Origin of the sequence: Mycoplasma sp. 'Moose RK', assembly GCF_015708155.1 — a bacterium.
Taxonomy (GTDB): Bacteria; Bacillota_I; Bacilli_A; order Mycoplasmatales; family Metamycoplasmataceae; genus Mesomycoplasma.
The window spans coordinates 405,248-418,289 of record NZ_JADDYD010000001.1 but is presented as its reverse complement, the minus strand read 5'-3'; the positions used below and the strand labels follow the sequence as shown (position 1 = coordinate 418,289).

Genomic DNA, 13,042 nt, shown 5'->3' with positions numbered 1-13,042 from the left:
AAAAGGAATACCTTTTCGTCAGAACAAACTTGGGTGTGTCGGCCTATCAAAGGGAAATTAAAAAGAAAAAGTCGGAAAGTTACCCTTTAATGTTCTACCACAAAGGAAATAAAAAAAGTTTGGTTATTGATTTTTTTGTGGTAGAATGATGAATACCAGGTCCTGATCACGTTTTTTTTTTTTTTTTACCTTACATTCAACATAGCTTACAAATAAATAACCAAATTATGTTATAATTATACAGTTAACTTTTTGCTTTTTGAAGAATCAGTAAATGATAATTTGGTTGTTTTACATACTGTTGAATCATGGATAGTTCTTATTATAATTTTTGCAGTCAAAGATTCACAGAATAAAACTATCAACTTCTGTTTACAATAAGTTACAAATAATCTATTATGACCAGTTTTTGTAACCTAAGAGCAGTGGGAATTTTTGTTGTAAAGATACTAAACTTTTTGTTCGCAATTTTTTTCTAGTCAATACGAAATTAAAGTATTTAACGAACTTGTGTAAAAAAATCAAGGATACTCGCAAGTTTATAATTGATCTTTTTAGGTTTAATGATCTTGTTAGCCGGATTAAACCTAATAATCTAAAAGCAAAAAATTAAAATAAAAAACTTATTACCATCAACGACTCTATTCAAATTTTTAAAGGAATTATTATGTCATTTATCAAACTATTTTTTACAATGATTCTCTGTAATCTAATCTTTTTTGCCCTTACAGCTATAATTATTTATGTACTGATTAAAACTAATGTCATCCCTTTTGATTCATTGCTACAACAATTAAAAGAGATGATCAACAATCTTAAAACCTCAACACCTGAACCTACATCATAAAATTTAAAATTAAATGTGAAAAAGAGAAAATTAGTAAAATATGCAAGTAAAATCAACACTTTTAGAAAAATTTAAGCAACAAATCGAGGAAATTTCCTCAAAAGAATTAAATCTGGATCAAAAAAAATTAGCATTCGAAATTCTTGAAAAATTTCCCGACAATAAACTTGAATATGTTTTTCAATTTATTTCTCAAAGAGTAAAAACTGGTTTTCGTTTTGATGCAGCACCCGAAAGTGATTCGGGTGTAGTCGCAATACTATCTAAAAATGAACAACTTTCTTTTACATTAGACACAAATAAGCCACAAAACACCCTTATTATTGGCGAAAATTATGATGCTCTCAAAAATCTTTTAGTCATCGAGAGAGAGAGAGAGAGAGAGAGAGCCACGCAAGTGGCTATGATGTAATTTACATTGATCCACCTTATAATACTCAGGCTAGTTTTAATGAAGGAAATCAAGTTGCAAATGATAAAGAAAATATTTTGCCTTCAAAATTTATTTATCGTGATAAATATTCGCGAAACGGCTGGCTAAATTTATTAAACGAGCGACTAAATTTAGCCAAAAATCTTTTAAAAGAGGATGGGCTAATTTTTATCTCAATTGATGACAACCAACAAGCTTACTTGAAAGTTTTAATGGATGAAATTTTCGGCGAGGAAAATTTTATCGCTAATTTTGTTTGACAAAAAAAGCATGAAGGATTGGCGGCAGATTCCAAATTTGTAAAGGTTTTAACCGAACATATATTAGCTTATTCAAAAAATATTCAACAACTAACAACAAATATTTATATCCAAAATATTGATGACGGATCATATAAATTTTCTGATGAATATATTCACGAAAGAGGAAAATATAAGTTGATTCAACTTGATTTTGCTTCATTAACATGATCTGAACGTCTCGATTATCCGATTAAATATAACGGTAAAACTTATTATGCTGGTGGAAGTCAAGAAAAGTGAAATGCCAGACATCATGGAAGCCACGCTGTAAAGGATTGGCGCTGACGCTGAAGTAACCAAAAAGTTAAATGAGGGATCGAAAACGGTTTTATTGTTTTCAAAAATGAAAGGGTTTATACAAAACAGTATCAATTTGTTGATAACAATAACCAAAAAATAGAAAGAGTTTCGAAATTTTCCAATTTAATATTATTAGCTCAAGGAACTGAGGGCGCTCAGGAACAAAAAAATATTTTTGCAACCAAAGTCTTTGATCATCCAAAACCCGTTGATTTAATTAAATATTTAATTAATTTGCACCCTAATAAAAATATAAAAGTGCTTGATTTTTTTGCTGGATCAGGAACAACCGGCCATGCTGTTTGGGATCTTAATCGTCAAGACGGTGGCAATCGAACTTTTACTTTAGTGACAAATAACCAAAATAATATTGGAATTAATGTTACTTACGAAAGACTTTTTCGGGTTGCAAATGGTTTTGGCACAAAAAATGAAAAAGTGGCTTGGTCTGAAAAAAATGAAGCTTATTGTACTAATCTAAAAGTTTTTGATATTAACTATTTTGACACCAGCATTTTTAATTCTGAAATTGAAATTGAACAACTGACTAATTTACTCATGAAATTATTTCGCGAATTTAATATTAAAATTAATGAGAATGTTAGCGAAGGCAAATATCTTGAATTGCTTAATCATCTTTTAGCGCTAAAACCACAAAAAAGCAAGGAAAATGATGAATTTAACTAGCGCCCAAAATAAAGCTGTTGAAAATTTAGTTGAAACAACAAAGTCATTTCTCAAGCAAGAAATCAATTATAATGCAATTTACTTCAAAGCCCCAACAGGTTCTGGCAAAACATTCATGATGCTAAATTACATTGATGAATTAATACAATGAAATAAATTTCATAGTAATCATGAGCTAGTTTTTGTAATTGTTACGCTATCTAGCGCTGAATTACCAAAGCAAATGGAAGAAAGTTTTGATGAATACAAGCAATTTATTAACAATTCTAATTTGGAGATTTTTCGAATTGAAAGCCCATCAAATTTAAATAGAACATCAAAAATTGATAAAAATTATCAATTTTTTTCAAAGCCTGATTCAATTTATATTATGGGTGGTGCATCTTTTAAATCCAACTCAATTCTCCGGGAACAAGGAGCAATTGAGTTATTTTTAGCTGAAATTAAAAGAAAAAACCAAGTCTTAATTTATATTAGAGACGAAGCCCATATTGGTTCTAGTGTTAGACTCAATGAAAAAGAAAAATCGTTTGAAACACAAATGCAAGCAAATGCAAATTTTATTCTTAAAATGACCGCTACCCCTAAAACTGATTTACCATTAATTGAATTATCAGAAAAAGATTTAGAAGAAGATAATATTCAACTTCTTAAAAACAAAAAAGAATTTAATTTTGGTTTAAAAAGTGGTGGTGATTACAGTAATGAAGAAATTTTACAAATTGCCTGTGAAAAATTTAATAAAATCAAAGAAAAATACAATGATGATGTAAATGAACCAGGGTTAAAAGGAATTAACCCGGCAATGTTAATTCAAATCGACAATGATAGTGAAAAAGATATTGCAAAAAGGGAAATTTTTGAAAAAAATATTAAAACCATCATCAAAATCATTGAAAAAAATAACCTCAGTTGAGTTAAATATTTTGATAAAAACAAAAAAGAAAGCAGTTTAAGGCAAAAGGAAAATTTTTCCCTACGTGATATTTCCAAAAATATTTCCTCAGTTGATGTGATAATTTTTAAAATTGGTCCAGCAACTGGCTGGAATATTCCCAGAGCTTGTATGTTAGTTCAGTTAAGGAATATTTCTTCAACCAATTTGTCAATTCAAACAATCGGGAGAATCAAAAGAAATCCTAATCCCGAATATAATTTTTTGAATAATTCAATTGCTTTAAAATATTTTATTTACAGTAATTTGGATCAAGAAGACAAAACTGTGCATAAACTTTTTTTAAAGGATAAATATAAGGATTATCGATTCATATCAGGCAATATTGAGTATTCCAATCATAAAAATAACTCTAAAAATATTGTTGACATAAAACAGTATGAAAAAAATTTTCTGGATAAATTCAGGCCTGAACTGGATAAATTTAAGACTGAATCTATCCAGAAAAGTAAGTTTTATGTTTCTTTTGAAAGTCTAATCAACAAGTATAAACAACAGTGAGAAGGTGATAAATTTATTATTGCTGGGTCAGAAAAGTTTGGTTCAGGAACGCTGATTACTAGAAAAATTTCAAATATTATTGAATTAGAAATTTTTCTAATCAAATTAAAAAATAATCTTAAAAAATATCTAACGCAACAAATTAGCAATTTCTTTGCAGAAATCAAAGCTAAACTTATTCAAAAACATAAAATAAATTCACAAATTTTAGAAATGATTCTGTTGTCATATTTTAGACCTGAATTTATTGGTATTTACAATGACACTATTAATTCGCAGATTAAAAATGAGGAAATTAAGTACAAACTTAGTTTTGACGAGCCGTTGCCAGAGCAAATTGAGTTTGGCCCTGAAGGACGAATAATTGAACCTGATGAATATTTTGGTTACCGCAAAATCGGCAGCAAAAACAAGAAAGACGAACTTCTTTTAGATTCAGAAGCAGAAAAATTTTTTGCAAATGAATTAATAAAAATTAATAAGCAAAATGAAAAAATTAATTTTTGGGCAAAAAATTCAGCATATGGCAAATTAGGGTTTCAATATATAAAAGTGGAACAAATTGCGCAATCTTATCCTGATTTTTTAGTAAGAAAGGGTAACCACTTTTTCTATTTTGAAATTAAAAATTACAATGATTTTGATCCTAGCAAGACAAAATTGCTAATCGAGCATTATCAAAAATATTTAGAAACTCACATTAACAATCAAATTAACTTAACTTTAGTATTATGTTGGGTTAAAACCGATACTAAAGAACTATATTTTGCTGGCTCATCTACTTTGAAAGAGTTGAAGGAATTAATTGATTTTAATTTGTCATCTAACTCAAAAGAGGAATTTGAGAAAAAAAGAAAAGAAGAAATTCCTTCCCAAAATTTGGCAAAATTTTTTGAATTTTAAGTGTTGTTATTTTCAAAATATTGCTTTCTAATTTCTGCAGCTTCCTCAATTTTGAAAGTGCAGCTATTCAAAAAAAAAAAAAAAAGTAGAGGGTACCAAGGAACCATGCCTAAAATTAAATTTCTAAATTTCACTAATTTACCTTTTTTTCAAAGGGTTTTTGATTGCAAATTTTTTAGGCTGCCTTTTTCATTTTGAAAAAACCACTTTTGTGATAAAATTTTTTAGATGAAAACTTCAAAAACACGTTTCCTTTTTGTTTTAGATCTTGATGGTACAGTTTTGTCAGATAGTGGCAAATCTGATATTCACCCCGATACTGAAAGTGAAATTAAACGTGCAATTGAATTAGGTCATATTGTTTGTATTTTGACGGGAAGACCTTGAAGGTCAACAAAACCTATTTATGATCGACTTGGTCTCAATACGATTGTTGCTAATTTTAATGGTGCCTTTGTTCATAATCCAACTGATAACGATTTTGTTCCCACTATTAATTACATAAATCTTAATGATATTCTTTATATTGTTGGTGACAAACGTGTGAAAAGTGAGATCACAAATATTGCAATTGAGGGTCCGGGATGAGCGAAAATTAAAAAGCGTGATTCTGATCTTGAAAAGATTTTTGGTTTTGATCATCTTCCAAACTTAAAACCTGGTCTAAATTTTTATAAAATTCCTTTGCGACCAACTTGTTTGATTTTGGACACAAAAAAATCAACAAACATTGCTGATTTTAAGCTCTATTTAGAACGTCGTTTTGGTGATTTAGGTGAATTTTCGGCTTGATCCAAGGGTGAAAATAATTCCTATGTTTTTGATATGACGGCAATTGGAGTCAATAAATCCAAAGCAGTTTCGATGCTTTCACGTTATTACAAAATTGACCTTGACCATATTATCTCAATTGGTGATAGTTTTAATGACATTGGCATGTTTTCAATTGCAACAATCTCAGTTGCAATGAAAAACTCAGCGCCACAAGTAAAAAAACATGCAACAGTCATTTTAAAAAAGACTAATCGCGAGGGCGGTGTTGGCGATTACATCAGACGCTTTTTAAAGGATCCACAAAAAGAAATTCAAAAATCAAAGAAAATTAAGGAACTTCGTTGATCTGTTGTTGTTGGCAGTGTCGATTATTAAAAATGAATTTTAAAAAAATTGCAATTTATGGTGGTACTTTTAATCCAGTTCACCGAGCTCATGTTGAAATTGCCCAACGGGCAATTGATTTTTTAAATGTTGATCAACTTTTTTTTGTACCAAATTACCTTAACCCACTAAAGAAACGCAAAAAAAATAACATTGCAGCCGAACACCGTTTTGAGATGCTCAAATTGATAGAAATTCCAAAATCAACTGTCAGTGATTTTGAAATCAAAGCCAAAAAAGTCAGTTACACAATTGACACTGTGAATTTTTTTCATAAAAAATATCCAAATTGTCAGATTTTTTTAATTATTGGTTCTGATAATCTCAAAACTTTCAAAGCTTGAAAAAATTACAAGGAAATTCTTGAGAAAGTCCAACTTGTTGTTTTTGCCCGTAAAGGTTTTCCAAACATTAGTCTTGTCAAACGCTACAATGCCTTGATTTTGCCAGTCAATTTACCAAATTTTAGTTCTTCTGAAATTCGCAAGGGTGATTTTAGTGGGCTTGATTTGAAGGTTCAGAAATATATTGGTAAAAATTTCCTTTATGCAGATTCAATTTTAGAAAGTTTTGTTGGTAATTCAAAGCGCTTGATTCATTCAAGAAATACTGCAAAATTAGCCAAAGAATACGCCTTAATTTATAATTTAAACTCAAAATTAGCTTATTTTTCTGGACTTTTTCATGATCTTACTAAAACTTGGCCAAGAGAAAAGCACCTTGAATTTCTCAAAAGCCAAAATCAAGAAATCACCCATCTTGAAGATTATCAATTGCACCAACTTTCAGCGGCAATTTGACTTGAAAACGTCTATTTTTTACCATATAAAGAGGTAATTTATGCAATTTCTTGCCACACAAGTCTTTGTTTTGAAATGTCAATTTTTGATAAAGCAATTTATGTAGCAGACAAACTTGCTCGTGGTCGCAAATTTTTTGGAATCCAAAATTTACGCCAACTTGCAAAGCAAGATTTGGAACAAGCATTTAAAATTCTTGTTCAAAAAGCTGCTAAAAAACACCAATATTCAGCAAATTCTAATCAACAAGAAGCTCTTTATGAAAAGCACAAAAATTAAGACTGCAATTTTTTATGCTGATGAAAATGAGGCTGTGAATTTAGAAAAAAATGGCGCAATTTTTGTAAAAAATTATACCATTTTAAGCACAAAAGTGCCACTTTTTACATACAAAAATCAAGAATTTTTGTATGTAAATTCACGAATTGGCCTTATTAATGCAACAATGTTTGCCCAGGCAGTTGTTACAGAATTTGCAATTGAAAATCTAATTAATTATGGGAGTTGCGGCACAAATTTGCAAGTTGATTTTGCAAAAATACAAAATCAACTTGTTTTTCCACAAAAATTTTACCTTCTTGATGCTAAAACACCTTGGTATCCACTGGGACAATTGCCTGGTGAATCACCTTTTTATAACAACAATTTGCTGGCAAATCAGCCCTGAATTCTTGGTTCATCCAACAGCTTCATCGCTGATTCCAAACAGATTGTTGATTTTAATTTTGTTGACTTTTTTGACATGGAGGCATTTGCTTTCGCGCAAATAAGTAGGAAAAATGACCTTAAATTTTATTGTATAAAATATCCAAGTGATCAAATTGAAGCAAATTTTGACCTTGAAAAAGTCAATTTTGCAATTAAAAATGGCGCCCAAAAAGCAATTAATTTTGTTTTCAAAATCCTTGATGATCTTGCAAGCAAATAGTTTTGTAAATGTTTTTGCTTTTTTTTGTATAATATAAATTAAATCTTTTATATGAAAGGAGTAAAACTCATGGCTAATTTCATACGAAAAATTACGCGTAGACAGCAACTAATCCTAGTTGCTGTCTTTCCTCTTGTCGTTGCAGGTGTCAGTGTTGGTTTTAGTCAGTTTCAAAGCCTCAATTTTGAATCAAACCCAATCAGATATTGACAACATAATCCTTCAACAATTGAAAAAAATGGTAATAAAACTGGACAAGAAAACCCGATAACTGAAATCAGACCAACTGAGAAACTTATAGTTGCTCCGCCTGCAGAAGTTAGCCCACTTCCTGAAAAATTACCCCAAAAAGAAGCAAAAGTAACTAAAAAAGAAATTGAGAAAACCGCACCTGTGGACCCAGGTGCCAAAAAACAAATCGATATTCCACTAACTAGACCAGAAGTGATTTCAAAATCACAAAAGCCTTCGCTTTCAACTTCAGATTCTCGACTTGAAAATTTAAAAACAAAGGCACGTAAGGTAAAAAAATTTGTGATTCGATCCTGATATTCATTATTTTATCACAAAAAAATCAATAACAAAACTTTTTTTTATTTCCTTTGTGGTAGAACATTAAAGGGTAATTTTCCGACTTTGTCTTTTTAATTACCCTTTAATAGGCAGGCATGCCTAGATTTTTCTAACGAAAAGGCATTCCTTTTTTATGCTGTTACTAATTATCAATGATAATTAGTAAATTTTATAGTTTTTTTTTATTTCCATAAAAAACAGCATTTACTTTTTTTTTGATTTTTGACTTACTTAAGAAAGTATATATTACATAGTAATATATATAAAATTCCAAAAACTAACATTTTAAAAAAACTTTAAACTAATAACAAATTTGTATTAATTTTCTTGTGATGTAAATTTAAATTATTAAAATAACGACCAAACGAATAAGTTGAGTATTTAATTTTTGTATTATATTTAACTAAATTTGCAACAAAACTTTCGGTATAACTACTTGCATTCTGAAATAAAAATAATTGACTAACTGCAGCTGAATTAGACATTACATAGCGTAAAAAGTCTTCAACTTCTTCGATTTTTTGTCTGATCCTACTAAAAAGTCAAGGATTTTTTGTTGCTATAATTTCAAGATATTTTATTATTTGACGAAGTTTAAAAACAACTTTATCACCTTGATTTTTTTCAAAATAACCTAATAATTTTTGATAAAGTTGTGGGAATTTATCTTTAAACAAAATACGATTTAACGAGCTATTATTCTTTAAAGATACTAAATCGGATAACTTTTTTAATAGGTGGAATTTATCTAAAATATAAATTCCGTCTAATTGTTTTGCAAGTGTTTTTATTCATTTTGCCCCATCGCCATAGACAATAATTTTTAGATTTTTATTATAAACACGCCAAATTGTATCTTTAACAATTTCTGCAAGTTGATCAATTCTAAAGCTAGGGCTATTTGTTTTTCTTACTTCAAGAATATTAGTTTTACCAAAAACTTTTCCATTTTTTTTGCCTAAATATAACACTAGCATTCGATTTTTAACCTTAAATATTTTTCGATTTTGAACGATTTTGCTATAACTATCATCAACCGCTAAGTTAATATAATTTTGAGTAACACTTAGTTCATGAAAGCTTTCTAAATAGCTAGTTGTATCAATTTTTTTTAATATTAAATTAACTGACGTAGTTGAAATTGTTTTATTAAAAATCCGCGAAATTGCTGTGCCATATTTAACTTCGTATCAAAGGTTCAGAATTTTTTTAATTAGTGAATTAGTAATTGTTCTTCCTTTTTGCACTAATTTTTCAAAAAAATCACAATAGAAAATTTTTCTTTTTTTGCCAATGACTTCGCCGTTTTCATCACCTACTAAAATTTTTTTTCAATATCTATTAATTTCAATTTCAATTTTTCCGTATTCAGTTTTCAGTTTTCGTTTAATTTTTGAGTGAAGGCCTTGTTCAGAATTTTTAATTATTTTTTGAGAAAATTTTACATCTTCTTGTTTAACTTTTGCAATTAAGTTTGCTAATAAAATTTCTTTTTCTAATTCTGTATAAATCATAATTTTTCATTTTATAATAGAAATTTTTTTAAAAAAAGAAAAAATTAGGAAAAATTAACTTTTTTCACATTATAATTTATATTAATTAAGAATAAATTTTAGTCAAAGGGGTGTTTAAAATGGCCAAAAAACTAATAGAGAAATTCACACCTACTAGTTTTAATGATTCTCTTATTTTTTCTAGTCTTGAAGAACCAGTAGATGCTCATCCTGTTGTTGTTTTTTATGATTCAAACACTGATTTATACTATTATGTCAAAGCGCGTTCGAAATATAAAAAAAACGGTGAAATTAGAAAAAAGTTAAAAGGTGAGATTGAAATACCAAAAGTAAATAAACCTAAAACATTATTTAGAAAGGACTCATATCTTGATTGCTCCCAAATTTTTTATATAGACAAAGATGACTTGGAAAAGTTTTTAAAGAAAAATCAAACTAAAATTTGGGACACTCAGGAATTAGATTATTATTATGTAAATAAAATTTTCAATACTATCAATTCTTTTTTAAATCAAAGACCACCGTTTGTAGTGCTTACACAAGTGGATTATGATGAAAAAATTCAAAAAGCCACTTCAAAAGTATTGTATGCTAGCGATTGGCATCTTAAAAAAGACTATAATAATTCTTCAAAATCGCCCGAAATCAAATTTAAAAAAGAAGGTTTGCAAAAAGAAAGAGACTCTCAAAATCTCAATCTTTTGAGAAATAATTTATCACTTGCTAAGAAAGAATACGAGGAAGAAAAAATTCATTGACCTTTATTAAAATGAATTAAGAAAAATAAATTCATTCAAAATGGTCTTAATTCAATGGAGATTATCAAGCAATATAATTCATTAGAAGAGCCAATAATACCAATTAATATTGATGCAAAAGTAATTACTAAATCAATAATTGATTATGATAAATTAACAGATGAGTTACAAAAAAACGACTTTGAATTTATGATAAATTGGTTTGTTGAAAGTAATTTAAGTCTTGATCTAGACAATTTTAAAATATTCAAATTAATAATGCAAAAAGATAATAATCAAATTGATGTTTTTGATTTTAATCACCTAGAATTTGAATTTAACGATATTTTAAAAAAAATAGAAAATGAAAGATTTAAAACTTCATTAGTAATTCAAGCTGAAGAAAACTTGCAAAAAAATACTAACCAATCAAATCATTCAAATTCTGTTTGAGATAAAGCAAAGCAGAAACCAGAAGAAGAAAAAGATAAAAACAAAAAGAAACTAAAAATGAAGATGTAAGGAGAGAAATATGGAAATTGGGCATTTAATTGGTGCAATTTTCTCATTGATATTCTGGTCTAGTTTTGGAATTTATATTACAAAAGTTAAGCAAACAAACAGAATAAAAGCTTTTATTTCTAAAACAGCAAAGCGCAAACGAAATTTAACTTATTTTTATTTTTTAATTATAGCTTGTTTAATTTATGGAGTATTTTATGTTGCATTTGATCTATAAAAAATTGAAAAAACAAAAAATTCTATTATTAAGTACTAGTTTTTCATTAGCGCCAACTTTGTTAGTTTCTTGTTTTCAGCCTTATCAAGAAATGCAAAAACATATTTCTAAATCGCTCGTTCCTACCCCGGGTAGTTATAACCCAAAATCTGCAAATCCAGTTGCTGGAAATCCAATTTTAGAAGAAAATTCCGATACAATTACTAATTCGGTTTTAGGATTTAACGGACAAAAGAAAAACCCAAAAGAAGCAAAAAATCGCTTTAATGTTGAAAAAAATTACACCGAAGAAATTCCTGAAGCTAGTTTTATTCCAAATAAAGGCGGAACCGGGAAATATGGACTTTTGCCTTATTGATACTTTTTACAGTCAATTCCTGAATATCTAAAGAAAAAAGGATTTAATACTTATAAATATAATAAAGAAGAATATTTAAAAAGACTTGATTATTTTTATGAAAAAATTAGAGGATATTATAATCGCAATTTAGTTGATTATCAATCATACCAAAATCCTGGTGAAGTCGAAGTTTGAAAACAAGGCCTGCGAAAATCATATGAAGACTTTATAAAAAAAATGAATGGCAAATCAACTTATGATTTTAATGAAGATTTAACTGATAAGGATAAGGTAAAGTCATTGGGTGATATTGACGTAAACAAAGTATTTTCAATAATTAAACCCGAACTTGACCGTTACAAAGTCCAAATTCCTAATGATGAAACAATAAAATACGCAATTGTTTTTGATTTTTTATTAGCTAATGAACGAATTTGACCTTCGTCAGTTGATAAACCATTACTCTCGGATGATGATTCAATAATAAATACTGCGCGTTATTTCCGAGATGATTATTATATTGAAAAAAGATATCAACCTAGTAATCCTGAAAAATTATGATATGAACTTGGCTGATTTATGATGCGGGTGCAACGAATTCACCAAGCTGCTGATAGTGCAAGATCAGTTTTAGAGTTTGTGGGTTCAATTGAAAAATACCTTTTTGAAATCAATGACAAAAATCAAGATATTGGACAACAACTTGCTGGTAAGTTGAGATTTCCAATTGCTTCTTTTGTGTCATTACTTGCTAATTTTTTAAACCCAAAAAACCATTTAAATTTAAGAAAAGACTTAGTTTTTAATATTGACGCTTCAAATAACCAAGACGATCAATCATTGATTGCCGACTTGATTCAGTACTACAATCAAAAAATTGCCCCGATTATTTGAAGAATTAATTTAAAAAGAACTGATAACAAATTAGACACTTTAACCAAATTAGTAAAAAAAATTCAGTTTGGTAACTATTTCAACACCTACCTTCAACCCCTTTTACCCAAAATTCAAGATCTACCAACTCAAGAAGATGCAAAAATTGGCAATAATTATTCTGAAGAACTTAAAGAAAAAGCACGCCAAGGAGCCAAAAAAGCTGGGCAAAAAGCTTGAGGGCAGTGACTAAAAAACTATCAAGATAAATACGGAATCCAATTTAAAGCTGATCCTGAAATCGACAATGAATATTATGATGAATCAAATTCGTCGGTAGTAAAGCCAGAAAAAACTAAAGAAATTGAAAAAGAAAAACTAACAAAAGAAACAAAAGAAACAAAAGAAGAACTTCCAAAAGAAACAAAAGTAAGTTAAGTTAATAAAAACCA

11 protein-coding genes are annotated in these 13,042 nt (G+C 28.6%); 10 read left to right on the top strand and 1 reads right to left on the bottom strand.

Translation table 4 applies throughout. The features are described from left to right. The first annotated feature begins 887 nt into the window (after positions 1-887). From IM807_RS03675 to IM807_RS01425, 7 genes are all read left to right on the top strand, one after another. On the top strand, positions 888-1,259 hold the full coding sequence (locus tag IM807_RS03675) for a type III restriction endonuclease subunit M (RefSeq protein ID WP_230861154.1): 372 nt from the start codon (positions 888-890) through the stop codon (positions 1,257-1,259). Beyond that, positions 1,181-2,569, top strand: a complete 1,389-nt coding sequence (locus IM807_RS01450; protein WP_308699299.1) for a site-specific DNA-methyltransferase — start codon at positions 1,181-1,183, stop codon at positions 2,567-2,569. The genes IM807_RS03675 and IM807_RS01450 overlap by 79 nt, the downstream gene beginning before the upstream one ends. Continuing rightward, positions 2,556-4,928 (top strand): DEAD/DEAH box helicase family protein, encoded by a 2,373-nt coding sequence (locus IM807_RS04235; protein WP_196362594.1) that lies wholly within the window; start codon positions 2,556-2,558, stop codon positions 4,926-4,928. Before IM807_RS01450 ends, IM807_RS04235 begins: the two co-directional genes overlap by 14 nt. A 228-nt stretch (positions 4,929-5,156) precedes the next feature. Then, positions 5,157-6,077 carry a Cof-type HAD-IIB family hydrolase gene (locus IM807_RS01440; protein ID WP_196362799.1) on the top strand — a complete coding sequence of 307 codons (921 nt, stop codon included), beginning with the start codon at positions 5,157-5,159 and terminating at the stop codon, positions 6,075-6,077. A gap of 2 nt (positions 6,078-6,079) precedes the next feature. After that, entirely contained in the window at positions 6,080-7,165 is a 1,086-nt protein-coding gene (locus tag IM807_RS01435) for a nicotinate-nucleotide adenylyltransferase (protein ID WP_196362798.1), read from the top strand. After that, positions 7,146-7,814 (top strand): 5'-methylthioadenosine nucleosidase, encoded by a 669-nt coding sequence (locus IM807_RS01430; RefSeq protein WP_196362797.1) that lies wholly within the window; start codon positions 7,146-7,148, stop codon positions 7,812-7,814. The genes IM807_RS01435 and IM807_RS01430 overlap by 20 nt, the downstream gene beginning before the upstream one ends. 69 nt (positions 7,815-7,883) lie before the next feature. Beyond that, positions 7,884-8,462 (top strand): hypothetical protein, encoded by a 579-nt coding sequence (locus tag IM807_RS01425; RefSeq protein WP_196362796.1) that lies wholly within the window; start codon positions 7,884-7,886, stop codon positions 8,460-8,462. A 221-nt stretch (positions 8,463-8,683) separates the two neighbouring features. On the opposite strand, the gene IM807_RS01420 is transcribed toward IM807_RS01425, so the two are convergent. Continuing rightward, positions 8,684-9,901 carry an Mbov_0401 family ICE element transposase-like protein gene (locus tag IM807_RS01420; protein ID WP_196362795.1) on the bottom strand — a complete coding sequence of 406 codons (1,218 nt, stop codon included), beginning with the start codon at positions 9,899-9,901 and terminating at the stop codon, positions 8,684-8,686. A gap of 119 nt (positions 9,902-10,020) precedes the next feature. Here IM807_RS01420 and IM807_RS01415 point away from each other — a divergent pair, with 119 nt between their 5' ends. From IM807_RS01415 to IM807_RS01405, 3 genes are read left to right on the top strand one after another with little or no spacing between them, the layout of a single operon-like run. After that, positions 10,021-11,160 carry an Mbov_0400 family ICE element protein gene (locus tag IM807_RS01415; RefSeq protein WP_196362794.1) on the top strand — a complete coding sequence of 380 codons (1,140 nt, stop codon included), beginning with the start codon at positions 10,021-10,023 and terminating at the stop codon, positions 11,158-11,160. A 10-nt stretch (positions 11,161-11,170) separates the two neighbouring features. Further along, positions 11,171-11,377 (top strand): hypothetical protein, encoded by a 207-nt coding sequence (locus IM807_RS01410; protein ID WP_196362730.1) that lies wholly within the window; start codon positions 11,171-11,173, stop codon positions 11,375-11,377. After that, complete coding sequence (locus tag IM807_RS01405; protein WP_230861153.1) at positions 11,358-13,028, top strand: hypothetical protein; 1,671 nt, start codon at positions 11,358-11,360, stop codon at positions 13,026-13,028. Before IM807_RS01410 ends, IM807_RS01405 begins: the two co-directional genes overlap by 20 nt. Positions 13,029-13,042 lie beyond the last annotated feature (14 nt).